Consider the following 24922-nt stretch of genomic DNA (forward strand, 5'->3'; position numbering starts at 1 on the left):
CAGCGCCCGGGCTTTCAGCGGTTGCGAGACGGCACCGCAAAACCCTGCTATTTACCGGCCAGATATTCAAAGAAGGCACCCACGGAATCCACGATCAAATCCTTGTCGTTGTCGAGCGTGGCGACGTGATATGATTCATTCAGCCAAAGCAGACGCACCTCATCCGACGATACGCCGTTGACGATCAAATTCGCATTCGCGGCCGGAACCACATGATCTTCGCGGCCCTGGATCACCAGCGTCGGACAGGTGATTTCCCGCAGCATGGTGCCGGTCGCCATGATCAGCTTGGTAAGTTCCCCAAGGCAGACGGTCGGTACTTCGGTATAGGCCAGCTCTTTGACATCCGGCGCCTTGATGTCCGATCCCACGCCTGGCAACAGCTCCGGCATCGGGTCAAGGAACATGGCACCTGACATCGGGTCGTTGAGGATGCCGACCGCACCGGCAATCGGCGCGATGCCCTGGACAATCTCCTTGTGCCGCCATGCCAGGTTGAGAGTAATCGTGCCACCCATGGAAAGACCCGTCACAAAGACCTTAGACTTGCGCGCGGCAAGCGCCTTCAGCGCCCGCTCTGCCTCTCCGACCCAATCGGTGGCACCGGTCGTCGCCATATCGGCAACCGATGTGCCATGACCGGGCAGACGCGGACCCACCACGGTAAAGCCGAATTTCTTGTGCAATTGCTCGCCAAGGTAACGCATGCTTTGGGTGCTGCCGGTAAAGCCATGAATTACAAGCACGCCGATGTCGTTTCCCTCGAACTCGAATGCTTCGGCTCCTTCAAGAACATCTACCATGTCATTTTCTCCTCCATGATCTGCCGATCCTCCGGTGCGGGGGCAATGCCCAGCCTTGATCAGTTTTGCGCCACAAAGCCACTTGGATCGACAAGTACCTTGCATTGGGTTGTGCGGCTTCTCAATGCCTCAAAAGCCGCTGGCATCGAAAGCAGACTCACATGGTCGGAAATCAGATGGTGCGGCGTCTGGGTGCCGCCGTCCAGGGCGCGGATGGCCATTTCGAACTCCGGCATCGTGAAGAACACCGACATTACGATGTCGACCTCCTTGGAGATTGCGCGAAAGCTGTTCATGTGATCGGGCGCGGTGCAAAGCCCGAGGACAAGCACCTTGCCGCGCGGCGCGACAAGGTCGACACAATGGTCAATCAGCCCCGGTTTGCCAACGCATTCAAAGACGATCTCCGGCGCGCTCCCGCCGCAGCTTTCGGCCAGGCGTCGGGCCATGTCTTTGCCGGACAGGATGAAATCCGTGGCGCCCAGTTCCATGGCGCGGTCGCGTTGATGGTCATGAAGGTCAGCAACCACGACATGCGCCGCCCCCATGCGTCGCGCCCAGAAGGCGACGGCAAGCCCGATGGCACCGGCGCCGACGATAAGCACCCGGGCACCCGGTTGCATACGCGCACGCCGGATGCCGTGAAGCGCCACGCTCAGCGGTTCCGCGAGCGCGCCGTCGATGGCGGAAATGCCCCAGGGGAGCTTTCGGCATTGCACCGCGTCGAGCGCCGCAAACTCGGCAAACCCGCCGCCGATCAGATCGAAGTTCGCGCACCACGCAGGCTCGCCCCGTTTGCAGGACGCACAGGTGCCGCAGCCCCGCAGGGGAGCAGCCGAAACGTGATCGCCGGGTTTGAGGCCCGTGACGCCAGAGCCCACGTCGATCACTTCGCCGGAGAACTCGTGGCCGATCACCTCGCCGCCTTCCAGCCCGAAAGTCGGGTCTTCGGTCATGTGCAGGTCGGAGCCGCAGATGCCACAGCGGCACACTTTGAGCAGCACCTGTCCCCGCCCGGCCTCGGGCAGTTTCACGTCGCCGATCCGGAGCGGTTTGCCCAGGGCGTCGAAGATAGCGGCTTTCATGATCACTCCTCCAGGATCAGTTTGCGACGCACCGGGAACCAGGGATGATCCCCGAGTTTCTGCAGCAGCCCCCAGACGCCACCCCGGGCATAGAGCGCGATGATGAGGGTGAGGATGCCGAGCACGATCAGGTAGGCAGAGCCGAACTCACCGAACAACCGATCCGCGAAGAAATAGATCAGCGCGCCGATGAGGGCCCCTTCGATGGAACCGATCCCGCCGACCATCACGATGAAGATCGCCATCGAGGCCCAGAACGGATCGAAACCGGCAGAGGGGGTGATCCGCAACTGCGCCATGTAATAGATCGCCCCCGCGAACCCCGTTCCCACGGCTGCGGCGACAAATATATAGAGCCGCAGCTTGCCGACATTGACGCCCTGGCTGGCAGCGGCAACGGGATTGTCCCGCATCGCGGTCAGCGCCAGACCGTGTCGCGACCTGAGCAGCCAGTAGCTGCCCCCGATGGTCACGATCAGCAGGATTGCACATAAGATCACAAAGGCGACCTCGCGTTCGTGCTGGCTGTATTGCGTCATGACGCGCAGGGTCATGCCGGCCCCCGCATTCACATAGTCGATGTTTGAGGTCGCCAATCGCACGGCCTCTGCGACAACCCAGGTGCCGATGGCGAAATAGGGACCGTCCAGACGCCTGAGCAGGAAATAGGTCGGCACCGCCAGAACCGCAGGTGCGATCAGGGACAGGATCACCGCGACAAACGGGTTGACGCCAAAGTTCTGTGCCAGAACAAACAGCATGTAGCCTGCCACACCGATAAAGGCCTGTTGCCCGACCGAAACAAGCCCGGCGTATCCGGCAAGAAGGTTCCACATCTGGGCGATGGCGATATAGCAGCACAGCTCGATCGCCCAGCGGATGTTGCCCGATGTCGCCCACCAGGGCATGGCCACCAGCGCCAGAAGCAGGAAGAGGCCGATGGTCATGGCAATCCGGCTGGAGGTGGTCGCGCGCTGGACGCGCATCTGTTTGATCGTGTTCATTTTCCGCCCCTACTTCTTACGCGCCATGATGCCTTCGGGGCGCGTTGCGAGCACCAGAAGGAACACAAGATGGCCGAAGAGAATTCCAAGCCCTGGATCGACCCGCAAACCAACGGCCTGCGCGATCCCCAGCACCATTGCCCCAAGGAACGCGCCCCAGATTGAGCCCATGCCCCCGATGATGACCGCCTCGAAGGCATAGATCAGCTGCGCCGGCCCGTCAGACGGGGACACCGTCGCCCGGAGCGCTGCAAAGATCGCCGCAAGGCCCAGGATGCCCACGGCAATCGCCGTTGCCGTCGCATAGATACGTTTGGGATCGACGCCGGTCATTGCCGCCGCTTCGGTATCGGCGGCCGCCGCCCGCAGGCCGCGCCCGAACCTTGTGTAACGCAGCACGGCATCCAGGCCGCCGGCAATGACAAATGCACAGACCAGAACGATCACCGGCAGCAGACCCAGGTAAATCGGACCAATCTGGAAACTTGCGCTGGCGATATCGGAATTCGGCAAACTGCGCGTATCGGCGGACCAGATTTCCAGCATCAGGTTCTGCAGCGCGATCGACAGGCCGAAGGTCGCGATCAGTGACGGCAGCGGATCGGCCCCGACCACCCGGTTCAGGATAACCTTTTGCAAGATCCAGCCGATGGCCACGGCGATTGGCACGATCACGAGGACCAGACCGATGTTGCCGAACGGAAGCACCCCGGCCAATGACACCGCGATGAGCGACAGCAGGATCATCACATCACCATGGGCGATGTTCACGATCCGCATCACACCGAACATCAACGCCATGCCAAGCGCATATTGGGCGTACATGCCCCCCAGAAGCACCCCCTGGACAATTGCATCAAGCCACTGCATTGGACGCTCCGAAGTAGGCCGCGGCGATCTCATCGCGGGTGATTTCGTTAGAATCGCCGGTCAGCGTGATCCGTCCTTCCAGCATGCAATACAGGCGGTTTGACGCCTCTCGCGCCAGCGTCACGTCCTGCTCCACAAGAACGATGGATGTGCCCCCCGAGATGATTTCCGGCAAGACCGCATAGATTTCCCGGATCACCCTGGGTGCCAGACCAAGGCTCAGCTCATCGCACAAAAGCACCCTGGGTTGGCAGAGCAGTGCGCGCGAAATGGCGACCATCTGCTGCTGACCGCCCGACAGGTCCTCGATTGGCTGGTCGCGTTTCTCGCGCAGGATGGGAAACAGCTCGAACAAGCGGTCCCGGGTCCATTGCCCCTCGCTTTCGGGAAGGCGCGCGTGGTCGATGGCGACACGCATGTTCTCTTCGACGGTCATGCCGGCAAACAGTCTGCGGCCTTCCGGCACCATGGCCAGACCGCGCCCGACCATCTTGTGCGCCGGCGTGCCGCCAACGGGCACCCCCTCGTAGCGAACCATGTCGCGGCCAACCGGCAAAAGCCCGAAGACCGATTTGAGAAATGTGGATTTGCCCGCGCCATTTGCGCCGATCAGCGCTATGACCTCCCCCTGCAGCAGATGCAGGTCGATCCCGAACAGGGCCTGAAAGTCGCCGTATCCGCCGACCAGGCCATGCGTCGAAAGAATGGCTGTGCCGGTCATGCTTCGATCCCCATGTAAACGCGCTGCACCTCGGCATCCTGCATCACCGTATCCGGGCTGCCCTCGGCGATCTTCCTGCCAAAGTTCAACACCAGAACCTGATCCGCGACCGCCATGAGCGCGTGCAGCACATGTTCAATCCAGATGATGGTAACGCCCTGGTCGCGCACCCGCCGGACAAGGGTCACAAGCGCAGCACCCTCCGCCTCCGTCAGGCCGCCGGCAATTTCGTCCAGCAACAAAAGCTTTGGCTTGCCCGCAAGCGCGCGCGCCAGTTCAAGGCGTTTGCGGTCCAGCAGTGTCAGACCCCCCGCAAGCTTGTTGGCCTGCGCAAGCAACCCGCAATCACGCAAGACCTCGGCGGCATGTGCGCTTGCCTCCGCCTCGCTCATCCGGGCACTCAGCATCGCGGGAACCATAAGGTTCTCGAAGGCCGTCATATTGCCGAAAGGCTGGGGCACCTGATAGGTGCGGCCAATCCCGCGTTTGCACCGTTCGTAGGGCGGTTCGGCGGAAAGCTGGGAGCCGTCCAGAGACAGCTCCCCCGCATTCGCAGCAAGATCACCACTGATCAGATTGAACAGCGTCGTCTTGCCTGCACCATTGGGACCAAGGATGCCAAGCACCGTCCCGCTTGGCACGTCAAAGGTCACGTCGTCCACCACGGTGACAGCGCCGAAACGCTTGGTCAGACCGCGCGCTGACAAGAGCATCTGATCAGTCATGTGATCCCCCTCAGGACCAGTCGAGAGGTTTCATCACAGTATCCGGGTCCAGCACGTCGGGATAAAGCGTATTGTCCACGATCTCCAGATCGAAGGGCCACTTTTCACCTTTGACCCACTGGCCGCCAAAGATCGGCGTCTTGCAGATGTTCGGGTGCGGACCTTCGGTGAAGTTGATGTTGCCGACGAGGGTGTCCAGATTGGTGGCCGCCAGCGCTGCGCGGTTGGCGTCGCGGTCCAGCGGATCGGCGGAGCGCTTGAGCGTGTCCAGGATGACCTCCCACAGGGCATGTGAATACCCCAGCGGCTGGGTCCATTGCTTGCCGGTCTCCGTTTCCCAGACCTCCGCGATTTCACTGCTGGTTTGACCGGTAAGCGACGATTTGTAGGGGAATGCCGGGGTCCACCAGACTTCGGATGACATGCCTTCGCCCAGATCCCCCATGGCTTCGATGCCGGACGGGAAAAGCAGCGCCGCGGCCACGGTCACCACCTTGGGCTTGTAATTTTGCTGGCTGCATTGCGTGATGAAGGTCTTGAGGTCCGCCACATAGGTGATGCCGCCGACGATATCACAATTGTTCGCCTTGAACTCGGCAATCTGAGCCGAGAAATCGTTGGTCCGCGGTTCGAACATGGATGGGGCGAATGCCTCGAAGCCGGCTTCGCGCACGGCATTGGGCAGGCCGTATTCTTCGTTGCCCCAGGTCTCGCCATCGGCATTGCGCGGGAACAGCATCCCCACCTTGCCATTGGTTTCGATCGACCGCCACATGCCGGTAAAGGTGCCAAGCACGTCTTCGAGACCCCAGAAGAAATGGTAGGTCCAGGTGAAAGGGCTGTCAGCCCCTCCGCGGGGCATCACAAAGGCCTGCCAGGGAGAGCTCGACGAGATGCAGGGCACGCCATAAAGCTCGCATTGATCGGCTGTCGGGTTGTTGATGTCGGTGGTCGAGGCCGGCAGCATCAGCGCGATCTCATCGTTGAGGATCAGATCGCCGGCCAGTTCCGCCGCCCGGTTGGGGTTGGATTGTGCATCCCGTATAAGGATCTCGATATTGTAGGTCTCGCCGTTGACGCTGATCCCGTCGGCAACCAGGGCCATGATCTTGGTCACCGTATATTCGTCGGTCTCCCCGAACAGGGACAACGGCCCGGTCAACGGGCTGATGACGCCGATCTTGATCGTCTTGGAATCTTGCGCACGTGCCGCATGTGGCAGTGCGATGGTTGCAGCGGTCACTGCCCCCAGCCCCTTGAGCAGCGAACGCCGGTCCATATAGGTCTTTGGATTGATTTCGAGTGTCATGGTAATCCTCCTTGATGACGTCACGCCGGGCTCCTCCTTCCCGGTTGGTGACGAGTGGCGGCAGGCGGCTGCAGGCCGCCTGTCCGAAATTCATTCTATTTCCTGGGCCGGTCGCAGGATCAGGCCACCGTCGATCACCATCTGCGATCCGGTGACATAAGCCGATGCGTTGGACGCAAGATACAGCGCCAGGGGCTTGATCTCATCCGCCTCCGCGACGCGTCCAAGACAGGACCAACGGATAAACGCCTGCCGGTCCTCGACATTGGCCATGCGCCCGCCCGCAATGTTGGTGATGAAGGGCCCCGGACAGATGGCGTTCACGCGGATCTGGTAACGCCCCAGTTCCATCGCCAGCTGCTTGACCAGATGGCTGAGCCCCGCCTTCGCCGGCATATAGGGTGTGCCCACGATCCCGTCGACGTAAAATGCCGCGATGGACGATGTTGCGATGATCGCACCGCCACGGTTCTGCTGCTTCATATGGCGCGCCGCCAGTTTCATCGTGTTGTAGACGGAGGTCAGGTTGACCCCGATCACCTTGTCCCAATGGGCGTCGTCCAGCGTGTCGATCTGGCCCTCCGGATTGCGCTTGCCCTCCGGGGTCAGGAACCCCGGACCCGCGTCCACCCCGGCGTTGGCAAAGACGACATCAATGCCCGATTGCGCCCTGGCCGCGTCGTCGAAGGCCGCGCTCAGCGTCGCGCGGTCCGTCACGTCGACCACGGCACCGGTCACTCTGCCCCTCGGGGCAAGTTCGCGGATCTCGGCGACAGTGCGGTCCAACTGATCCTTGTCCAGGTCGAACAAGGTCACATTGGCCCCACGCTCGGCCATGATCTCGGCATAGGCCCGGCCCAGACCAAAGGCGGCGCCGGTCACGATGACGGATTTTCCCGCCACATCAAACATCGTCTCAAGCGACATGCATTCCTCCCTCACTGATCGCGTTCCGGATCAGATGAACATGTCTTTGTTGACGGGGATGTTGTTGGCTTCACAGTAGGTGACATAATGGTCGATGAACCAGAACACGTCCGCCGTGAATTCGAAATTTGCCTGATCGTCAAAGAACTCGATCGCGCCGCTCAGCCAGAAAAGTGCCTTCATGCCGTTCGGATCGTCCGAGTAGAGCGTATGCGCCGTGCCCGGCAGCTCGTAGACGAAATCACCCGGGCGCGCGACCCAGTCATATTCGTGATAGCCCCAGGAGCCCTCAAGCGTGACGGCGGATACGACGCCGCGGTGACGGTGTGTTCCAATGCGTCCGCCGCCCTTGACCCAAAGGATGTTCGCCGCGGAGTTTTGCCGGACGTCGAATGCCAGATGCTTGATCGCAGCTTGCTCACCGAAAGGCACCCAGGGGTTGTTCTCGTCATCGCCGGGGATGAAAGCACCCTCTTTGCCAAAACGATGGATCATCGCTTCGTGGGGTTCATCCGGCAGTTTTGTAATCAGCTTTTGATCGTTCATGTCTTCCTCCCTATGGCCCCGATTTCAGGAGCGACACACAGAAAACAGTCGAGTCCGTCATGGCGTCAAAATCTTTTTTCGTGCCGCAACGCAGCAACCGCGTTTTGAGCGGCCTTTAGTAAGGAATACAGGGAAAGATTTGTTGGCCGGGCTGGGACAGAGAATGGATGCAGGCCCACATTTCTGCATCGCGGCTTAATTATATGATGAAATCGTCTGATGATATGGTTAAGTACCCCGATGAAGACACATCGTGACGAACTGGAATTTCTGGACCGCGGCGGGCGTCCGACCCTGGCTGACATGCTGGACCGGATGACGTTCCGGCCTTCGCGCGGCAGCATCGAGCTGAACGGCGCGCGCATGGTGCTTTCCCGGGCGACCTTTGGCGCAGACCTGCAGGACGAGCTCATCCGGCGCTTCGGCGAACATGAGGCAATGGTGCTGCTGCTGCGCCTTGGCTATCGCAACGGCCGCGAGGATGCGGAATTCATCCGGCGCGCCTGGCCCAATCTCGACATCGGAGATGCCTTCACGGCGGGCACGCGCATTCACATGGTGACAGGCACCGTGCGCGTTGAAACGCTTCACAATGATTTCGATTTCAAGAACAACCGGTTTTCCGGTGATTTTCTCTGGCACGATTCCGTCGAGGCGATGGAATACGCGCGGCGTCACGGGCGCGCGACCAAACCGGTGTGCTGGGCGCAGACGGGATATGCCGCCGGATACGCCAGTGTCTTTTTCAGCAAGCTGATCCTTTACAAGGAGGTAAGCTGCGCGGCGATGGGCGACAAATCCTGCCGTGTCGTGGGCAAGACCGTCGACGATTGGGGCAAGGACGACCCCTTCGTGCGCATTTTTCTGGACGAAGTGCTGGTCACACGGCCCGAGACTTCGCCGCGCATGCGCAAGGAAGGCGTGGCACAGGGCAGCAAGGCAGCGGGCATTCTGGAAGACATGATCGTGGCCCCGGTGCACCGGGAGCTTGAGCAACTGGCGAGGGCGGGATTAAGCACGTTGATCACCGGGCCTGATGGCGCAGGGTGTTTCAAGGCTGCGGCCTGGCTTCACACAAGGCGGTTTCCATCCGGCCAGTTGCACCGTGTGCATGGCGCATCTGATACCCTGCCGGCGCTGATACAGAACATTCGCCATACGCTGACCAAAAAGGGGGCGCGGGAACAGACCCTGGTGATCGAAACGCTGGAGGATCTGCCCCTCGACACGCAGCTTGAGCTGGTGGATCTGGTGCACACCGACGGCGCGGCGCCCGAGAACTTCATGCTGATCGGTATATCGCATCTGTCCTTGCCCCGGTTACAGCGCAGCAGCAATTTGCGGGCAGAATTCCTTCATGCGCTGTCCATTCTGCCCGTTACATTGCCGGCGCTGGCTGCGCGGGAGGATGACATTGCGCTGTTCGGCGACATTTACCTGTCTCACCTCAGCACGCAGAAATCCGGGTTCGAAGGTCACCTTACCCCGGATGCGCGTACTTTCATCCGGGCCCAGAGCTGGCCCGGCAACCTGCCCGAGCTGAGAAGCACGATCCTGAGGGCGGCCCTTCAATCGGCGACCCCCACGGCGATCACAGCCGAAGATATCGCCCGATCCCTGGCGGTTGACCCGTCCCCGCTGGAGACAACCGGGGTCGGCAGATTGCCAACCGAGGACGAAATCGAAGCGGTCTGGACCTCCCTCAAGGCGCTGTTGGATCAGGATATGTCCATAGATGGCGTCGTCGCGCAGTTTGAACAGCTTGCGCTGCAGGAAGCGGGCGGCAACGTGTCAGCCGCCGCCCGTCGCCTTGGTCTTACCCGGGCGAAGCTGGATTATCGCCTGACCGCGCAGGGTGCCAGAACCTCACGACAGCGATGATGCACGGCGCCGGTGGCGCGGGGCGGTCTCCTCGTTGCCAGGCTCCGACAGTGACAGCACGTTGTCTGCGGTATTGCGGATCAGGGCCTGATCGTGACTGACAATCATCACGGCGATACCGTCGGTATCCGCAGCGCCCGTCACAAGCCTTATCACACTGGCCTGCGTGATGGGGTCGAGCCGCGAGGTCGGTTCATCTGCGAATATGAAGGCGGGTTTGCGCAGCAAGACGCGCAGCAAGGACAAACGCTGCAACTCCCCACCCGACACGGCACCGGGCCTGCGCCGCAGCAATTTGGGGTCAAGGCCAAGGCTCTCCATCAGCACATCAACCTCGCGCGCAGCACAGCCCGCCATTGTCACCACATCCGCCAGAGCCTCGCCAATCCTGCGCTTGCGCGGAAAGGCCGCGACGGGATCCTGATAGAGTTTCTGGAAGGCAAAGGGATGCGCGCCACCTTGCCGCCTGATCCGCCCATGGGCGGGCGGCATCAGCCCAAGAATGGCATCACCAAGCGAGGATTTGCCGCATCCGGAGGGGCCGGTGACGCCAAATACCTGCCCCGCCGCTATCTCAAGCGAAACACCTTGGAACAAGGTCCGCTGACCCCGGACCAGCGCGAGGTCTTCGGCGCTGACCACCGCAGGGCCGGGATGCGCCGCTGACGGACGGGGGCTCCAGCTTTCCGGGTCGGCGGCGAAAAGTTCCCGTGTGTAGGCCTGACCCGGCGCGGCAAAGATGTCTCGGGTCGTGCCGCTTTCGACTACCTGACCGGCGCGCAGGACAATAAGCCTGCCGCCGATCCGGCGGGCCAGTGACAGATCGTGGGTGATGATCAGCAATCCGCCCGCCTGCCCCATTTCGGACAACAGAAGATCGGCGACCTCGTCCCGGCGCGCGGCATCCAGCCCTTTGGTCGGTTCATCCGCAATCACGATGCGGGCACCCCCGGCACGGGCGGCGGCGATGGCCACCCGCTGCGCCATGCCGCCGGACAGTTGATGCGGAAACCGTGATCCGGCCTCGGCAAGACCAAGCTCCGACAGGTCGGAAGCGGCGCGGGCCCGTGCGACCCGGGGCGACAGGCCGCGCACCAGACGATGTGCCTCGGCAATCTGCGTTTCGGCCCGCATCAGGGGATCAAGCGACAGCCACGGTTCTTGCGGCAGAACGCCTATTTCACGGCCCCAAAGCCCCCGGAACCGATCCGGGGTTCCGGCATTCAGGACACGGTCGCCAATGGCGACACGGCCCTTTGCCTCCAACCCCTCGGGCAGCGTGCCCATCAGGGCCTGCGCCAGCAGGCTCTTGCCCGATCCGGTTTCACCCAGGATGACCAGTGGTTCTCCCGGATCGAGGTGCAGCGATATCGGCGACAAAAGGGATGTGGCCCCGTCCCGGACCGTGATGTCTTCGGCAATCAACAGGCTCATGTTTCACGGCTCCCGGCCAGAAGGGTAAGGCCCAGCAGCAGGGCAAATGTGGCCACGACCGGCGACAGGAGCGCCAACGGCGCCTCGCGCCAGTAGGGCAGCAGTTCAACCATCATCAGGCCCAGTTCAGGCGTGGGCGCGCGCATGCCCACATGCACAAACCCGAGCGCCGCAATGGCCATGATCGCAGTGGCGGTTCCGAAGGCAGCGGCGGTCAGCATCATCGGCGCGATTTCGGGCCAGATATGGACGCGGAAAAGATAGACCGGACCGAACCCGAGAAGCCTGGACGCCTGCACGGCGGGCGAGGTCAGGGTTTCGCGCGTGGCCGCACGGGTCAGGCGAAAGAACTCGACCCAAAGCACCAGCGACAGTCCCGCCCAGAACCCAAGCGCCGTCCCCGGCACCATGGCCAGCACAATGAGAACCAGCAACAGGCCCGGAAGCGCCAGCAGCGCATCCGCCAGCATGACGAAAATCCGGTCGATCCAGCCCCCTTTGGCCGCCGAAAGCGTGCCCAGGACCAGCCCCGCAGCGCCGGCTGTTGCCACCGCGGCCAGGGCGATGACAGGCGACAGGCGCAGCGCATCGGCCAGACGGTGAAAAACCGACCGGCCAAGGTGATCATAGCCCAGCGGCGCGGCGGTTTCCGGCCCTGCCAATGCCTTGATCAGGGACTGCGCAAGGGGATTGCCCGGAACGATCACGGGGCCAAGCAATGCAATGGCAGCCACCAGCGCGATCAGGCCGATGCCGACCGTGCGCATTGGCGACAGCGGCAGGCGGTGCGTTGTTTGGAAATCAATACTGCTCATCCCGCAACCCTCGGATCAAGACGCCGCACGGCAAGGTCGATGGCGCTGTTGACGATGACAAAGCCGAGCCCCAGCACCAGCGCCGTGCCCTGCACCATCGGCACATCCCGTGAGAATATGGCGTGAACCAGTGCGTGTCCGATGCCGGGCCAGCCAAAGATCGATTCAACGATGATCACCCCTTCGACAAGTGTCACGAATTGCAGGCCAAGATAGGTGATCAGCGGCACAGAGACGTTGCGCAGCCCGTGCCGCAGCAGGGTTTGCCGTTCGGACAGCCCCTTCCATTGGGCGAACCGCCAGAAAGGCATATCCGCAATACGTGCCATGGCGTCCCGCGTGATGCGCGCATTGACCGCCGCCAGTCCAAGGGCAAGTGTCAGGCCCGGCAGGATGAAATGGCGCAGCTCGCCGTGTCCTGCCGCGGGCAGCCATCGCAGGTGCACGGCAAGCAGCACGATCAGGACAAGCGCCATGAGAAACTGCGGAACGGCCTTTACCCCGGTCGAGGCGACCAACAGCACACGGTCCAGCATCCCGCCCGGCCTGAGCCCCGCAAGAATGCCAAGGGGTGGCCCGATGACCAGCGACAGCAGAAGCGCCACCAGCGCGAGGGAGGCCGACGCGCCCAGCTGATGCACGATCTCGTCCATCACGGGCTGGCCGCTGACAAGCGAATTTCCAAAATCGAACCGCGCCAGATCGCTCAGCCATTGCAGCAGGGCAGGCAGCGCCGGGCCGTCAATGCCCAGTTCCCCACGCACCGTATCGGCGGCAGCGGCATCGACGTTGTCATAGCCGTAACGGCCCGCAGCAATGCGCCAGGCCGCATCGCCGGGCAGGCTGCGCATCATGATGAATGTGGCGGTGCCGATCAGGATCGCGACCATCACCGCCTGCACCAGGCGCGAAACAAGCACCTTCATTCCGCCCACCGGATGTTCTCCAGGCCGAAGCTGCGCTCGAACGGGTCGATTTCCGCGCCTGTCACCCTGTCTGATACGGCCAGCGTCTGCCGATACCAGGCAATCGGGATGATCGGCAGCTCCGATTGCAGGATTTCAGATGCCCTGGCACGTTCCGCGTTTCCGCCGTCACCCCGCGCCAGACCACGCAGAAGCGTTGCGAATTCTTCGTTCTGCCAGTTCATCGCCCCCCAGTCGCCATTGCCAACGTAGTCGGACAGGATTGTGCCAATCGGATCTGGGACAAGAGAAAAGTTGCGCGCGATCAGGCCAAGCTCCAGCGAGCCATCCTGATGCCCTGCGGGAATTTCTGAGGAGTTGGTCGTGTTGACGGTCAGGTCAATACCGATCGTGCGGAACTGCTGTTCCAGCACCGCGGCAACCAGCGGCAGTTCCGGCCGGTCAGGATAGGTTGTCAGGGTGACCGCGAAACGCGCCCCGTCCCGTGTGAGGATACCGTCGCTGCCCGGTTCCCATCCCAGGCCGGCGAGCAACTTCTTGGCCTCCTCCACCTCATAGGCGAGAGGGGCAAGCGCATCGTTGTGCCAGTCTGCGGTGGAAGGCGGGAACAACTGATCGGCCCCTTCGGGATAGCGCAGCACCGCCTGTGCGATACCGGCACGGTCAATCGCAAGGCTCAGCGCGCGGCGGGCATCGGGTTCGGCCAGAAACGGGTGACCCGCATTGACCTTGATCAGAAGCGTGCGGGGAATGGCAACCGAGAGTACCTCGACATCATCCAGCATGCCCAGCCGCGAGACGCTGGCAGGATCAAGACCAAAAACGAATTCGGCTTCGCCGGATTCTGCCATCAGCGCCCGTGTTTCGACCCGGCTGACACCGGAATAGCTGACATCCGCGATATGCGGCGCATTCCCCCAATATTCGGCAAAGGCCGTCGCATCCAGGCTCAGCGGCGGCTCCATCGCGGTGATCCGGTAGGGGCCGGTGCCGATGATCGCGACCCCCGTGCCATCCGCAGCATATGATGCGGGCGACAGGATCTGGGACCGGTATTCGGCCAGGAACGCGGGCAAAGCCGCCATTGGCTCCGACAGGGTGACAGTGATTTCGCCGTCACCCGCCGCGATGCCTGTAATCGGCAAGTCCTGCAACGGACCGGGTTTGGCGCGCGCAATCTCAAGCGCATTGACCACGGCCTCTGCATTCATCGCGCTGCCGTCGTGGAAAACCACGCCTTCGCGCAGGGCAAAGTCCCAAGTCAGCCCGTCCTGCGAAACCTCCCAGGAGGTGGCGAGACCGGGGGTCAGTTCACCATCGGCATTTGCGTTCACCAGTGTTTCGGCCACCCCCATCCGCGTAAAGATGTAACCGCTGGTCGCGGTCTCCGGCGCCTTGATCTCGAATTGTGCGACGACATCAAGCCTGTTGTCCGCCTGCGCCAGCACCGGCATCGCGAAACATGCGAGAGCCACGGCCGTCTTGAGGAAAGTTCTGGTCATCTGTTGGTATCCTGTTTGAAGAAAGAGCGTGGTAGTGCGACGTGGCGGTCGCGGGAAAGGGTTCTCTGTTGGGCGCGATTCAGCCGCGCGATGGCGCCCTCAATGCCTTCGCCGCAGGCCCGCGCCCGCCGCAGGATCATCCGGCAGGACGCCGGGGACCACGGCAGCGCCGCCTGGGATAGCCAGGATCGGATCGGGGCCGGCAGCGCATCAAAGACCTGCATCGGGTCTTCGGCACGGCGCCTGGTTCTGAGGCTGGTTGCACCGCGGTTGGTTGGGGCCATCACCCTGCCTCCGCAGATCGCCAGACCGGGAATGGGTCGGACATCTCGGGCAAGGCGTCGGGACCGGGTGCAAGGTTTTCGGGCACGAGACATGCATCAAGCCGCGCCTTGATCACCGGCCAGTCGATACCGGCACCAATGAACACCAGTTCCTGCCTCCGGTCGCCCCAGGGTTCCGACCAATGCGAAGCCATGTACTGGCGCGCGCCCTCGTGATCCGGCCAGCGGTCACGCGGAACGGAGGCCCACCAGGTGCCCAGAGGCTTGACCGATGACAATGCCCCGGCGAGGCTGAATTCAGCCACCCAATCGGGACGGGTGGCAATCCAGAAGTGCCCCTTGGCGCGGATCACACCGGGAAGCGCACCGTTCAGGACCGACAGGATCTTCTCTGGCTCGAAGGGTGCCCTTGCGCGGTAGACGAAACTGGCCACGCCATATTCCTCGGTCTCCGGCACATGGTCGGCAAAGCCATATAGCTCCTTTGCCCACATCGGATGTTCATGTGCCTTTTCAAAGTCGAACAGCCCCGTGTCCAGGATGGCACTGGCGGGCACCTCGGAATGGCTGGTCTCGATGATGCGCGCATCGGCGTTCAGACTGCGGATGATCTTGCGCGCCGCGTCAACCTGATGCGGTGCGGCATCCGCGACCTTGTTCAGGATCACCACATCGGCGAACTCGATCTGCTCGACCAGCAGGTTGACCAGCGTGCGCTCGTCGTCTGCGCCCAGCGTCTCGCCACGGTCACGCAGGAAATCGTGGCTGCCGTAGTCGCGCAGCAGGTTCACCGCATCGACCACCGTCACCATCGTGTCGAGGCGCGACACATCCGAGAGGCTGTTCCCCGCCTCGTCCCGGAAATCGAAAGTCGCCGCCACGGGCAGCGGCTCTGAAATGCCGGTGGATTCAATCAGCAGATAGTCAAAGCGACCATCCTCGGCCAGGCGCCGGACCTCCTGCAGAAGATCATCGCGCAGGGTGCAGCAGATACAGCCGTTCGACATCTCGACCAGGGTTTCATCGGTATGGCTCAGGTTTGCGCCGCCCTCGCGGACAAGATCGGCGTCGATGTTCACCTCGGACATGTCGTTGACGATGACGGCCACACGCCGCCCCTCGCGGTTGTTCAGCACGCGATTGAGCAAGGTGGTCTTTCCGGCCCCCAGAAAGCCGGACAGGACAGTTACGGGCAGACGCGGGTCAGTCATTGGGCGGCCTCCACGGGTGTGACGATTTCGGGAAACAGCAGCGAGGCGTGGCAACCGCTTCCTGCCTGCGCCCCGTCGGCAAGAGCGAAGTTTATGTTGGGCATCGGACGTGCGACATCTCCTGCGGCGAAGACGCCCGGAATACTGGTCTGCGCCATCGGCCCCACTTTCACGAAAGGCCCCATCGGCCCGTCGGACAGGGCACATCCCAGATGCGCCGCCGGACTTTCCGCCAGGGTGGTCCGGGGCCCCAGGAACAGGGCGGCAAATCTCTGACTGTCGCCGCCGGACAGGCTCAGGGTAATGCCGCTCTCGTCAATCTGCGCGGCTTCCAATGCCCTGCTGTCCATCTGGACACCGGCCAGTTCAAGTGCCGCGTGGTCAAGACCGTCCATCCCGCCCGTGATCAGCGTTACGCGGTCGCTCCAGTCGGCGCGCAGCATCAGCGCCTGATGGGCACCCATGTGAGAGGTGGCAAGGACGGCCATTGGTTCGCCTTTCACCTCGTAACCGTGACAATAGGGACAATGCAGCACCTGACGGCCCCAGCCCTCTGCAAGTCCGGGAACATCCGGCAGGATGTCACGCACGCCATGGGCCAGGATGAGGCGCTTTGCGGCAAAATCCTCGCCGTTTTCCAGCGTCACGGAGAAACCACCCATCTGGCCGCCGATGGCCGTCACCTTGCCGCCGCGCCGGCTTAAATGGGGATATGCCTTCAGATCATCTCGGAACCGGCCAAGGATTTCAGCGGGCGCAATGCCATCCCATCCCGCGACCCCATGCGCCCCCGCCGAAGTTCGGTTGCGCGGCAAACCGGCATCTATCACCAGAACCGACCGGCTGGCCCGCCCAAGCTGAAGGGCAGCGGTGAGGCCCGCGAAGCTTCCGCCAATAACGATTACATCGTACATCTGTTACCTTTCGTCATGGATCCTGCGGCCAAAGCCACATCTGATTGTTTGGGGGACGCCTCCGCGCGCTCCATTCATTATGTAATTACATCACATCTTGGAGGCCCGAAAATCCGCGAGCCTCCTGCTGCGCCACAGGGTGTCCGCAGCAGGAAACGCCTGATGCGTCAGAGACACTCCGCCAGCGAGGTCGCCAGGTTGCGCAAGAGTTGCGGATAAAGGTCCGCACCCGGTTCAAGGTCAGAACCCAATGGGTCCATAATTCCCGTGCGCGCCGCCGTGCCTTCCATGACCGAGGCGACAATGCCCGGATTGAATTGCGGCTCGGACATGATGCAGGTCACCTTCTGGTCCGCGACACGCTCCTGAATCTCGGCAATGCGCGCCGGGCTCGGATCTGTGGCATCAGAAACGGAAATTGCGCCTGATGCCGGAAAATCGAAGGCCGCTTCGAAATATTGGTAGGCATCGTGGAAAACGATGAAGTTGGCACCGCGCAGGGGTTCCAGGATGCTGTTGATTTCAATGCGCAGATCCGCCAGTTCCTCGCGTCCCGCAGCGGCATTTGCAAAATACGCTCCGGCATTGTCCGGATCAGCCGCTGAAAGCGCGGCAGCAATCGTGTTCAGCCAGGCCGAACCATTGTCCGGGGACAGCCAGACATGCGGGTCGTGATCGCCGTGGTCGTGGCCTGCATGTTCTTGCTCTCCATGATCGTGCTCCCCATGTTCGTGACCGGCATGATCGTGACCGTCGTGTTCTTCGGCATGATCCGCGTGGTCATCGTGGTTTTCATGTTCTGCATGATCATGCCCTTCATGATCTTCGGCATGTTGCTCATCGCCATGGTGATGCGCCTCGAACAATGCATTCTCGCGCAGAGGCAGCTCCGTGGTGCCCTCGGACTCCATCAGCGCCACAATTGTGGCATCGTCCGCCAGCGTGTCGATTGCATCGTCCAGCCAGGGGGTCAGTTCGGGACCGACCCAGAACACCAGCTCCGCATCCTGCAGGGCCTTCGCCTCGGAGGGGCGCAGGCTGTATTCATGCGGGCTGGCACCGGGTGCCACGATCAGCGACGGCTCCCCCACCCCTTCCATTACGCGGGCGACCAGCGCATGCACCGGTGCGATATCGACGGCCACATTCGGCACATCCGCGAGGGCCGTTCCGGCCAGCAGCACAGCCGCCAGGGACCAGGGCGCGAGGTTTCTGGACATCTCCAACTCCATGTGATTTTATAACGTTACAGGTCGGATACAGGAAATGTAATAACATGACAAGTGGGTCGCAGACAGATCATGAAACACCGTCAGATCCGGTCGGTTTCGACAAGCACGACCATGCCGATTGCATCAATACCGCAGTGGCCGCGGCCGAGGCGCATTGCGCCAACAACGGGCTGCGCTTTACCCCGGTCCGGCGCAAGGCGCTGGAGATTCTGCTGCAGGAACATCGCGCCCTAGGTGCCTATGAAACACTGGACCGGCTGCGTGACGCCGGTTTCGGGTCACAGCCTCCTGTCGCCTATCGTGCGCTTGAATTCCTGGTTGCCAATGGTTTCGCGCATAAGATCGAGCGGCTGAACGCCTTTGTTGCCTGTGCACATCCCGGTGCCAACCATTCGCCTGCCTTCATGATCTGCAGAGTCTGCGATTCGGTTGCCGAAGCACAATCGGCACCCGCACGCGGCTCCCTCGGAGAGGCAGCGCGCGCAACGGGGTTTCAGATCGAACGGACCGTGGTCGAGGCCGTCGGCCTATGCCCCGCCTGTGCGGAGAATGCCGCACCATGAGCCTTGTCACCGTTGAAGACATCAGCGTCGGCTACGGGGCCGAAACGGTACTGGCCCATGTATCGCTCGCCATCGAACCCGGTGAAATCGTGACCATTGTCGGCCCGAACGGCTCCGGCAAGACCACGCTCCTGCGGGCGCTGATCGGCGCGGTGCGCCCCGCATCGGGGCGGATCACGCACAAGCCTGCGCTGCGCATCGGCTACGTGCCGCAGAAACTGCACATCGACCCGACCCTGCCCATCACGGTTGAGAGATTCCTGCGGCTTCCGGGCGGGATCGCGCGCGACGCCTGTGCTCGGGCGCTGGCCCGGGCCGGTGTCCCGGACCTGTCGCGGCGCCAGATGTCAGCCTTGTCCGGCGGCCAGATGCAGCGTGTTCTCTTGGCACGCGCGTTGATCAATGAGCCCGAAATCCTGCTGCTGGACGAGGCAACGCAGGGTCTCGATCAACCCGGTTCCGCCGCCTTTTATCGTCAGATCGAGGACGTGCGCAAAGACACCGGGTGCGCCGTCCTGATGATCAGCCACGAATTGCACGTGGTGATGAGCGCATCAGACCGGGTCATCTGCCTGAACGGACATGTCTGCTGCGAGGGCACGCCGGAAATCGTATCGGCCGCGCCGGAATACCGTGCCCTTTTCGGCTCCGGCACCGGCGGGGCACTTGCGCTGTACCGCCACGACCATGATCACGCGCATGATGAAACCTGCAACCACGACCACGGGCACGACCATCCACCACAGACCAAAACCGAGGCCGTTGAATAATGCTGGACGATTTCATGACCCGTGCAACACTGGCCGGTATCGGTGTGGCCTGTGCCGCCGCCCCTCTGGGCAGTTTCGTCGTCTGGCGCCGCATGGCCTATTTCGGCGATGCAACGGCCCATGCCGCGATCCTTGGCGTGGCATTGTCCCTGGCGCTCCAGGTGTCGATCTTTGCGGGCGCCGTGGCTGTGGCCCTGGCCATGGCCCTGACCGTCACGCTGCTGACCGGTCGTGGTTACGCAATGGACACGCTTCTGGGTGTCCTGGCTCATTCCGCCCTGGCCTTCGGGCTGGTCGCCGTCTCGTTCCTGTCCGGCATCCGCATCGACCTGATGGCCTATCTGTTCGGCGACATTCTGGCGGTGTCGCGCGGCGATCTGGCTGTGATCTGGGGCGGTGCCGTTCTGGTCGTCGGGCTGATCGGCTGGCGCTGGTCCGCGCTGCTGACAGCAACCCTGAGCGAAGAGCTTGCCTATGCCGGGGGCATCGACCCCAAGCGCGAACAACTGGTTCTGACCCTGGCGCTTGCCATCACCGTCGCCGTTGCGATCAAGGTTGTCGGCGTCCTGCTGATCGCGGCGATGCTGATCATCCCCGCCGCCGCCGCGCGCGCGCTGTCGCGCACGCCGGAAGAAATGGCCCTGATCGCCGCCGTGATCGGTGGCGGATCAGCCATAGCCGGTTTGCGTGCCGCCTATGCCCTGGACACACCCGCGGGCCCTTCCATCGTTTGCGTTGCGGCCATCATCTTTCTGCTTACAAGCATCCTCAAGGGGGTGCGAACCCAAGGTTAGGGCCTGTCAGTGCCGCGTCACCCATAGGGCTGCGACCATGGTTGCTCCGGCAAGGGCAAATGTCAGTTGCATGCCGTTGCCAATCGCACCGGGTGCCGCGGCTTCGACGATGCTTGTCCCCGCACCGAAGGAGAAAACGGCGCCCATGACCGAGGCGCCACAGACAAGCCCGAAGTTGCGCGACAGGCCAAGCAGGCCCGACACCGCGCCGCGCGCGCCGTCAGGGACATTTGCCATGACCATCGTGTTGTTGGCAGATTGGAACATCTGATATCCCGGTGTCAGGATCATGATGGCGGCAATATAGCCATAAACGCCGATCACCGTCGGCAGGGCCGACAGGGCAAATGCACCGGCAGCCAGCCCCGCAAGCCCGATCAGCAGCACGCGCGGCGCGCCCCAGAAATCGACGAGATAGCCGGAAGGCACACCGACGCAGATCGAAATCACCGGCCCAAGCGACATGACCAGACCGACAGTTACAGGGCTGAACCCAAGCCCCAGGCCAAGATAGAATGGCCCCACGATCAGCGTGGCCATCATCAGATTTGCCACCAGAAGATTGGCGGCCATGCCGGGGATGACGCCTTTTTCGCGCAGCGCGGAAAGCCCCGTCCGTGGCGACGTGATGCCCGGCGCAGCCGACGGCAGGAATCGCCACGCCAGACCTGCCGCGCCCAGGCCGATCGGGACCAGGATAAAGAAGACAAACGGCCACCCGGCCAACCCGATCAACAACCCGCCCAGCGATGGCCCCAAGGCCGTTCCAACCGCAGACATGGTCGCAAGCAGCCCCATGATGCGCCCGACACTTTCGCCGCCAGCCATCTCCCTGACCAGGGCGATGGTCAAAGTCATCAGGAAAGCCGCGCCGATGCCCTGCGCGGCGCGGGCCGCAACCAGAGCCCAAAGGCTGGGTGCCCAGCCACACAGGGCGGATGCCAGCGAGAAGACAATCAGCCCCAGCAGCAGCATCCGCGCGCGGCCGAACAGATCCCCAAGCCGCCCGGCGAGCACAACAAAGAGCGTGAGTGCAACAAGATAGACGATCACGATCCACTGCACCTCATGGAACGGCGCCTCAAAGGCTACCGCAAGGGTCGGCAGCGCGATATTGGCTATGCTGGTGCCCAGCGAAGCCAGCAGCATCGACAGCGACAGGCACAGCAATGCGCCAAGCCTTGCAGCCGTCGGTTCGGATGATTTCATGACCTTCAATTTGCGTCTCCGCTTGCCAAAAATGGTGTGGGAAGCCATCCTACGAATTCAAGCCAACTTGAGGTCAAGTATGAAAATGCTCGATATCGGCGAGGTGTCGCAAACGGTCGGAGTTCCGGCGTCGACCCTGCGCTACTATGATGAAATCGGCCTGATCTCATCGGTCGGCCGGCACGGGCTTCGGCGTCAATTCGCGCCCGATGTGCTGTTGCAGCTTGCGCTGATCTCGATGGGAAAGTCGGCGGGATTTTCTCTTGAAGACATCGCTGGCATGTTCGGCCGAGACGGGAGACCGGACCTGCCGCGCCAGGAATTGCACGACCGCGCGGACGATCTGGATCGGCAGATCCGCGAGCTGACGGCCCTGCGCGATACTCTGCGGCACGTGGCCGATTGCCCGGCACCGTCGCACATGGAATGCCCGACCTTCAGACGTCTTGTCGGTGTCATGGGGCGGCGAAAATCAAAGAAGGCAAAGAGCCGTTCAAAGGCATCTGCCGGATTGCGGTGAACCGCAGCCCCGTCGATGGATCACGCCGATAGGCGACGTTTCCCTGATCGGCGGCAGGTCCAGCGAGCAGTTGGTTTCATGCCAACGTGGCAGATGCAACGCCCCCAAACGGTGTCGGCGTTGCATCAAATGTTTCCGGGCAGGCTCCGAACGCAGGGCCTTGCTTTTCATGTCGGTTGTCGCAGCGGATACGCCCGCGCTCAGCGCTGCGCAGCGGTCCATTCCGCCCAGACGAAACCGGCCACGACAACGGCCTGACCCAGCACAAGGATCCAGCCAAAGACGTTTGGCGATATAACGCCGCTAACGGGCAGCGCCAGGCTCGCCGCAATCCACAGCACATTGCCGCCGATCACCAGATAGGTCCCCAGCGAGGGCACCGAGACGGTCCCGGCCAGAACCGCCATGAACGCGGCCACGGGCAAAAGCAGCAACCCCGCCCAGAACAGCAGATCTGCCGGAATTGCGGTAACCCCTGCCACCAACCCGGATGCAGATACCAACAGCGCGCCCATCAGCGCGCAGGTGGCGGAATCGAGTTTCAGAATGGTTTGCAACGCGGGTATCTGGCTTTGATGTAACATGATTGTCTCCTTTGCGGATGTTCAACGCGCCAATCCGGCGGCGTCTGTCTGGAATTTGCCCGCCAGCGCTGCTGGGGTCGATTACCTGGGAGGTAATTGTTTGCCGGCAGGCAGCGCGGTAGACAATTGCCATGAACAACACATCGGAAACCGTAGGGCGGCAGTTGCGGGAATGGCGGCAACGGCGCAGGCTCAGTCAGCTGGCCCTGGCCAGCGAGGTCGAAATTTCGCAACGGCACCTCAGCTTTGTCGAATCCGGGCGCGCGCGTCCCAGCCGGGACATGGTGCTGCTGCTCAGCGAATACCTCGACGTGCCTTTGCGGGCGCGCAATACGATGCTGACGGCGGCAGGTCATGCGCCGCATTACCCGCATCACCGGCTGGACACGCCGGAACAATCCGGCATGCGCGGGATGATCGAAAAGGTCCTGCATGGCCATCTGCCGCATCCCGCCCTGGCGGTAGATCGCCACTGGGGTCTGATCTGCGCCAATGCGGCAGCGCAGCGCCTGATGTCAGATGCCGCGCCGCATCTGCTGACGGGCGAGGTCAACGTGCTGCGGCTCAGCCTGCATCCAGAGGGGCTGGCCCCGCGCATTCTGAACCTCGCGGAGTGGCGTGCGCATCTGCTTAACCGGCTGGATCACGACATCTCGTATTCGGCGGACGCCAGGCTGGCGCAGCTGCGCGACGAGCTTGCCGCCTATCCCGTGTCCGGACCCGGGGGCAACCTGGCATCAGACGCCGCGCAAGCGGGCAGCATCGCAATTCCGCTCAGACTGAAGGCAGATGCAGGGCCGCTGTCTTTCCTCAGTACTACTACGGTATTCGGAACCGCCGTCGACGTTGCCCTGTCCGAGGTCACGATCGAGGCATTTTTCCCGGCAGACGACCGAACGGCGCAAGCCTTGGCGTAACATCCTCCGCCTCCAATCTGGGAGGCGGAGGAAACCAGGTCAGTCGGCGGTTTCACAGGTAGCTGAGCCAATGTCCCGTCGCCAGCGGCGGCTTCATCGAAAGGACCGCCTCGACCGGCAAACGGGGTAAGCCGCAAGCCGTAACGTTACTGGAGCAGACCTGCCGCAGTCAGCTGTGTCACAGCGACGGCGCCGATTGTCTCGACGAATTTGGCATATTCTTCGGGGCCCATATCGGAATCCGTGACACCTGTGCTCTTGGCATATTCTTGGTAGGAATCCGCTTTCATTGCATCGTGGAACGCATCAGCGATCTGCTGTTGCAGCTCCAGCGGCATGTCCTTGGGGCCAAAGACGCCACGGACCTGGACCCAGCTGGTGTCCACTTCGATGCCCTGTTCGGCAAGCGTTGGCAGATCGGGTGCGCCCGTCAGCCGTTTGTCATTCAGGACGCCCAGGCCCTTGATCCGGTCAGCTTCAAAGAACGCGGCTGTGGGGCCGAGGTTGGAGACGGCGATATCAATGTGCCCGCCCAGAAGCGCGGTCGTGATGTCCGGCGTGGATTCATAGCCGATCCAGTTGAACTTGGCGCCGGTTGCCGTTTCGATCATCGAGGTGCCGAGGTTCTGCATGGATCCGACGGGGCCGAAACCGCCGATGGACACGCTGCCCGGGTTGGCTTTGGCGGCGGCGACAGCCTCTGCCATGGTGTTATAGGGGCTGTCTGCGCGCACGTAGTAGAGGATCGGATCAACCTGAACCCCCGCGATCCACGAAAAATCCTCCGGTGCGAAGGTGCCTTTGAGGTTGGTGGCCATGCCGGTGAAATGGGTCAGCGTGTTGATGCCCAGCGTCAGCCCATCCGGTTTGGCGGAGCGGACTTTGGCCATCTGTGCGGCACCGCCGCCGCCGGGGGCGTTCTGGACCACAATGGTTTGGCCGATGGCGGGCTCCAGCGACTCGGCCAGGGTGCGGATGAAAATGTCGGACGTGCCGCCGGGCTTGGTGTGCATCACGACCTCGACCGGACCGGCAGGCCAGCTGTCCTGCGCATAAAGCGCTGTGGCCGATACGGTCACCAGGCAGGCGGCGGCTGCCGCGCGCAAAGACTGTGTAAACGAAAATATCATGGGCTCTCCTCCTCAGAGCGGAACGTCGCAGGTGCGACAAAGACAGGCGCAGTGTCATTGTTTTTCGTTGCCCGTGAAACTGAGCAGAAGTTGGTCAAAGGCTGCAAAAATGAATGGCAGAGGCCGGCACCTCCGTTTGCATCGAAGGCCCGTCAGAGCCAGAATTCACCCCCTTGGCCGTCACGACCACCCGCCGGGATGCCCCTTGTTGTTGGCGGCTGACCCGTCGCGCCCGATGCAGGCGGC

At 62.4% G+C, this 24922-nt stretch carries 26 protein-coding genes; 6 read left to right on the plus strand and 20 right to left on the minus strand.

Going from position 1 to position 24922, the window contains the following annotated elements:
• Positions 1–47: 47 nt before the first annotated feature.
• The 9 genes from PVW51_RS08810 to PVW51_RS08850 all read right to left on the minus strand — a co-directional run bounded on the left by PVW51_RS08810 (position 48) and on the right by PVW51_RS08850 (position 7990).
• The gene (locus PVW51_RS08810; protein ID WP_269360514.1) at positions 48–803 is read right to left on the minus strand and encodes an alpha/beta hydrolase; all 756 of its coding nucleotides are present in this window, start codon (positions 801–803) and stop codon (positions 48–50) included.
• Positions 804–862: 59 nt separating this feature from the next.
• Positions 863–1888 carry a zinc-dependent alcohol dehydrogenase gene (locus PVW51_RS08815; RefSeq protein ID WP_274574598.1) on the minus strand — a complete coding sequence of 342 codons (1026 nt, stop codon included), beginning with the start codon at positions 1886–1888 and terminating at the stop codon, positions 863–865.
• A gap of 2 nt (positions 1889–1890) precedes the next feature.
• Positions 1891–2892, minus strand: a complete 1002-nt coding sequence (locus tag PVW51_RS08820) for a branched-chain amino acid ABC transporter permease (RefSeq protein WP_274574599.1) — start codon at positions 2890–2892, stop codon at positions 1891–1893.
• Between the two features lie 9 nt (positions 2893–2901).
• Entirely contained in the window at positions 2902–3762 is an 861-nt protein-coding gene (locus PVW51_RS08825) for a branched-chain amino acid ABC transporter permease (RefSeq protein ID WP_269360509.1), read from the minus strand.
• Complete coding sequence (locus PVW51_RS08830) at positions 3749–4483, minus strand: ABC transporter ATP-binding protein (RefSeq protein ID WP_274574600.1); 735 nt, start codon at positions 4481–4483, stop codon at positions 3749–3751. Before PVW51_RS08830 ends, PVW51_RS08825 begins: the two co-directional genes overlap by 14 nt.
• Entirely contained in the window at positions 4480–5208 is a 729-nt protein-coding gene (locus PVW51_RS08835) for an ABC transporter ATP-binding protein (protein WP_274574601.1), read from the minus strand. The genes PVW51_RS08830 and PVW51_RS08835 overlap by 4 nt, the downstream gene beginning before the upstream one ends.
• Before the next feature lie 10 nt (positions 5209–5218).
• The gene (locus PVW51_RS08840; RefSeq protein WP_269360506.1) at positions 5219–6517 is read right to left on the minus strand and encodes an ABC transporter substrate-binding protein; all 1299 of its coding nucleotides are present in this window, start codon (positions 6515–6517) and stop codon (positions 5219–5221) included.
• Between the two features lie 90 nt (positions 6518–6607).
• A complete protein-coding gene (locus PVW51_RS08845; RefSeq protein ID WP_274574602.1) occupies positions 6608–7444 on the minus strand; it encodes an SDR family NAD(P)-dependent oxidoreductase in 837 nt (278 codons plus the stop codon).
• 30 nt (positions 7445–7474) lie between these two features.
• Positions 7475–7990: a 2,4'-dihydroxyacetophenone dioxygenase family protein gene (locus tag PVW51_RS08850; protein WP_269360504.1), complete on the minus strand. Its 516-nt coding sequence runs from the start codon at positions 7988–7990 to the stop codon at positions 7475–7477.
• A 240-nt stretch (positions 7991–8230) separates the two neighbouring features.
• On the opposite strand from PVW51_RS08850, the gene PVW51_RS08855 reads away from it, so the two are divergent.
• Positions 8231–9871 (plus strand): XylR N-terminal domain-containing protein, encoded by a 1641-nt coding sequence (locus PVW51_RS08855; protein ID WP_274574603.1) that lies wholly within the window; start codon positions 8231–8233, stop codon positions 9869–9871.
• Here the strand turns inward: PVW51_RS08855 and PVW51_RS08860 are convergent.
• The 8 genes from PVW51_RS08860 to PVW51_RS08895 form a co-directional block, all read right to left on the minus strand.
• The gene (locus PVW51_RS08860; protein WP_274574604.1) at positions 9857–11305 is read right to left on the minus strand and encodes an ABC transporter ATP-binding protein; all 1449 of its coding nucleotides are present in this window, start codon (positions 11303–11305) and stop codon (positions 9857–9859) included. The genes PVW51_RS08855 and PVW51_RS08860 overlap by 15 nt on opposite strands.
• Positions 11302–12120: an ABC transporter permease gene (locus PVW51_RS08865; RefSeq protein WP_274574605.1), complete on the minus strand. Its 819-nt coding sequence runs from the start codon at positions 12118–12120 to the stop codon at positions 11302–11304. The genes PVW51_RS08860 and PVW51_RS08865 overlap by 4 nt, the downstream gene beginning before the upstream one ends.
• Positions 12117–13046, minus strand: a complete 930-nt coding sequence (locus PVW51_RS08870; RefSeq protein ID WP_274574606.1) for an ABC transporter permease — start codon at positions 13044–13046, stop codon at positions 12117–12119. Before PVW51_RS08870 ends, PVW51_RS08865 begins: the two co-directional genes overlap by 4 nt.
• Complete coding sequence (locus PVW51_RS08875; RefSeq protein ID WP_274574607.1) at positions 13043–14548, minus strand: ABC transporter substrate-binding protein; 1506 nt, start codon at positions 14546–14548, stop codon at positions 13043–13045. Before PVW51_RS08875 ends, PVW51_RS08870 begins: the two co-directional genes overlap by 4 nt.
• A complete protein-coding gene (locus PVW51_RS08880) occupies positions 14545–14925 on the minus strand; it encodes a DUF6525 family protein (protein WP_338019754.1) in 381 nt (126 codons plus the stop codon). The genes PVW51_RS08875 and PVW51_RS08880 overlap by 4 nt, the downstream gene beginning before the upstream one ends.
• Positions 14832–16043 (minus strand): GTP-binding protein, encoded by a 1212-nt coding sequence (locus PVW51_RS08885; protein ID WP_274574609.1) that lies wholly within the window; start codon positions 16041–16043, stop codon positions 14832–14834. Before PVW51_RS08885 ends, PVW51_RS08880 begins: the two co-directional genes overlap by 94 nt.
• Positions 16040–16957: an NAD(P)/FAD-dependent oxidoreductase gene (locus PVW51_RS08890; RefSeq protein WP_274574610.1), complete on the minus strand. Its 918-nt coding sequence runs from the start codon at positions 16955–16957 to the stop codon at positions 16040–16042. Before PVW51_RS08890 ends, PVW51_RS08885 begins: the two co-directional genes overlap by 4 nt.
• Before the next feature lie 167 nt (positions 16958–17124).
• Positions 17125–18177 (minus strand): zinc ABC transporter substrate-binding protein, encoded by a 1053-nt coding sequence (locus PVW51_RS08895; RefSeq protein ID WP_274574611.1) that lies wholly within the window; start codon positions 18175–18177, stop codon positions 17125–17127.
• Positions 18178–18233: 56 nt separating this feature from the next.
• On the opposite strand from PVW51_RS08895, the gene PVW51_RS08900 reads away from it, so the two are divergent.
• From PVW51_RS08900 to PVW51_RS08910, 3 genes are read left to right on the plus strand one after another with little or no spacing between them, the layout of a single operon-like run.
• Complete coding sequence (locus PVW51_RS08900) at positions 18234–18752, plus strand: transcriptional repressor (RefSeq protein WP_274574613.1); 519 nt, start codon at positions 18234–18236, stop codon at positions 18750–18752.
• Positions 18749–19522 carry an ATP-binding cassette domain-containing protein gene (locus PVW51_RS08905; protein ID WP_274574614.1) on the plus strand — a complete coding sequence of 258 codons (774 nt, stop codon included), beginning with the start codon at positions 18749–18751 and terminating at the stop codon, positions 19520–19522. The genes PVW51_RS08900 and PVW51_RS08905 overlap by 4 nt, the downstream gene beginning before the upstream one ends.
• The gene (locus tag PVW51_RS08910) at positions 19522–20316 is read left to right on the plus strand and encodes a metal ABC transporter permease (RefSeq protein ID WP_274574615.1); all 795 of its coding nucleotides are present in this window, start codon (positions 19522–19524) and stop codon (positions 20314–20316) included. The genes PVW51_RS08905 and PVW51_RS08910 overlap by 1 nt, the downstream gene beginning before the upstream one ends.
• A 6-nt stretch (positions 20317–20322) precedes the next feature.
• Here the strand turns inward: PVW51_RS08910 and PVW51_RS08915 are convergent, their stop codons facing one another.
• Entirely contained in the window at positions 20323–21525 is a 1203-nt protein-coding gene (locus tag PVW51_RS08915) for an MFS transporter (RefSeq protein ID WP_274574616.1), read from the minus strand.
• A gap of 79 nt (positions 21526–21604) precedes the next feature.
• Between PVW51_RS08915 and PVW51_RS08920 the strand changes: the two genes are divergently transcribed.
• Positions 21605–22045, plus strand: coding sequence for a helix-turn-helix domain-containing protein (locus PVW51_RS08920; RefSeq protein WP_274574727.1), 441 nt, complete (start codon positions 21605–21607; stop codon positions 22043–22045).
• Positions 22046–22245: 200 nt separating this feature from the next.
• Here PVW51_RS08920 and PVW51_RS08925 read toward each other — a convergent pair whose 3' ends face one another.
• Complete coding sequence (locus PVW51_RS08925; RefSeq protein WP_274574617.1) at positions 22246–22629, minus strand: hypothetical protein; 384 nt, start codon at positions 22627–22629, stop codon at positions 22246–22248.
• Between the two features lie 131 nt (positions 22630–22760).
• Between PVW51_RS08925 and PVW51_RS08930 the strand changes: the two genes are divergently transcribed.
• The gene (locus PVW51_RS08930; RefSeq protein ID WP_274574618.1) at positions 22761–23546 is read left to right on the plus strand and encodes a helix-turn-helix domain-containing protein; all 786 of its coding nucleotides are present in this window, start codon (positions 22761–22763) and stop codon (positions 23544–23546) included.
• Positions 23547–23692: 146 nt separating this feature from the next.
• Here PVW51_RS08930 and PVW51_RS08935 read toward each other — a convergent pair whose 3' ends face one another.
• A complete protein-coding gene (locus PVW51_RS08935) occupies positions 23693–24676 on the minus strand; it encodes a Bug family tripartite tricarboxylate transporter substrate binding protein (protein WP_274574620.1) in 984 nt (327 codons plus the stop codon).
• Between the last annotated feature and the right edge of the window lie 246 nt (positions 24677–24922).

Source organism: Sulfitobacter sp. PR48 (assembly GCF_028807335.1).
Classification (GTDB): Bacteria; Pseudomonadota; Alphaproteobacteria; order Rhodobacterales; family Rhodobacteraceae; genus Sulfitobacter.

What these genes read in the sequence shown, in the direction of transcription:
- PVW51_RS08810 (WP_269360514.1), bottom strand. Translation starts at nt 803, where the DNA reads ATGGTAGATGTTCTTGAAGGAGCCGAAGCATTCGAGTTCGAGGGAAAC.
- PVW51_RS08815 (WP_274574598.1), bottom strand. Translation starts at nt 1,888, where the DNA reads ATGAAAGCCGCTATCTTCGACGCCCTGGGCAAACCGCTCCGGATCGGC.
- PVW51_RS08820 (WP_274574599.1), bottom strand. Translation starts at nt 2,892, where the DNA reads ATGAACACGATCAAACAGATGCGCGTCCAGCGCGCGACCACCTCCAGC.
- PVW51_RS08825 (WP_269360509.1), bottom strand. Translation starts at nt 3,762, where the DNA reads ATGCAGTGGCTTGATGCAATTGTCCAGGGGGTGCTTCTGGGGGGCATG.
- PVW51_RS08830 (WP_274574600.1), bottom strand. Translation starts at nt 4,483, where the DNA reads ATGACCGGCACAGCCATTCTTTCGACGCATGGCCTGGTCGGCGGATAC.
- PVW51_RS08835 (WP_274574601.1), bottom strand. Translation starts at nt 5,208, where the DNA reads ATGACTGATCAGATGCTCTTGTCAGCGCGCGGTCTGACCAAGCGTTTC.
- PVW51_RS08840 (WP_269360506.1), bottom strand. Translation starts at nt 6,517, where the DNA reads ATGACACTCGAAATCAATCCAAAGACCTATATGGACCGGCGTTCGCTG.
- PVW51_RS08845 (WP_274574602.1), bottom strand. Translation starts at nt 7,444, where the DNA reads ATGTCGCTTGAGACGATGTTTGATGTGGCGGGAAAATCCGTCATCGTG.
- PVW51_RS08850 (WP_269360504.1), bottom strand. Translation starts at nt 7,990, where the DNA reads ATGAACGATCAAAAGCTGATTACAAAACTGCCGGATGAACCCCACGAA.
- PVW51_RS08855 (WP_274574603.1), top strand. Translation starts at nt 8,231, where the DNA reads ATGAAGACACATCGTGACGAACTGGAATTTCTGGACCGCGGCGGGCGT.
- PVW51_RS08860 (WP_274574604.1), bottom strand. Translation starts at nt 11,305, where the DNA reads ATGAGCCTGTTGATTGCCGAAGACATCACGGTCCGGGACGGGGCCACA.
- PVW51_RS08865 (WP_274574605.1), bottom strand. Translation starts at nt 12,120, where the DNA reads ATGAGCAGTATTGATTTCCAAACAACGCACCGCCTGCCGCTGTCGCCA.
- PVW51_RS08870 (WP_274574606.1), bottom strand. Translation starts at nt 13,046, where the DNA reads ATGAAGGTGCTTGTTTCGCGCCTGGTGCAGGCGGTGATGGTCGCGATC.
- PVW51_RS08875 (WP_274574607.1), bottom strand. Translation starts at nt 14,548, where the DNA reads ATGACCAGAACTTTCCTCAAGACGGCCGTGGCTCTCGCATGTTTCGCG.
- PVW51_RS08880 (WP_338019754.1), bottom strand. Translation starts at nt 14,925, where the DNA reads ATGTCTCGTGCCCGAAAACCTTGCACCCGGTCCCGACGCCTTGCCCGA.
- PVW51_RS08885 (WP_274574609.1), bottom strand. Translation starts at nt 16,043, where the DNA reads ATGACTGACCCGCGTCTGCCCGTAACTGTCCTGTCCGGCTTTCTGGGG.
- PVW51_RS08890 (WP_274574610.1), bottom strand. Translation starts at nt 16,957, where the DNA reads ATGTACGATGTAATCGTTATTGGCGGAAGCTTCGCGGGCCTCACCGCT.
- PVW51_RS08895 (WP_274574611.1), bottom strand. Translation starts at nt 18,177, where the DNA reads ATGTCCAGAAACCTCGCGCCCTGGTCCCTGGCGGCTGTGCTGCTGGCC.
- PVW51_RS08900 (WP_274574613.1), top strand. Translation starts at nt 18,234, where the DNA reads ATGACAAGTGGGTCGCAGACAGATCATGAAACACCGTCAGATCCGGTC.
- PVW51_RS08905 (WP_274574614.1), top strand. Translation starts at nt 18,749, where the DNA reads ATGAGCCTTGTCACCGTTGAAGACATCAGCGTCGGCTACGGGGCCGAA.
- PVW51_RS08910 (WP_274574615.1), top strand. Translation starts at nt 19,522, where the DNA reads ATGCTGGACGATTTCATGACCCGTGCAACACTGGCCGGTATCGGTGTG.
- PVW51_RS08915 (WP_274574616.1), bottom strand. Translation starts at nt 21,525, where the DNA reads ATGAAATCATCCGAACCGACGGCTGCAAGGCTTGGCGCATTGCTGTGC.
- PVW51_RS08920 (WP_274574727.1), top strand. Translation starts at nt 21,605, where the DNA reads ATGAAAATGCTCGATATCGGCGAGGTGTCGCAAACGGTCGGAGTTCCG.
- PVW51_RS08925 (WP_274574617.1), bottom strand. Translation starts at nt 22,629, where the DNA reads ATGTTACATCAAAGCCAGATACCCGCGTTGCAAACCATTCTGAAACTC.
- PVW51_RS08930 (WP_274574618.1), top strand. Translation starts at nt 22,761, where the DNA reads ATGAACAACACATCGGAAACCGTAGGGCGGCAGTTGCGGGAATGGCGG.
- PVW51_RS08935 (WP_274574620.1), bottom strand. Translation starts at nt 24,676, where the DNA reads ATGATATTTTCGTTTACACAGTCTTTGCGCGCGGCAGCCGCCGCCTGC.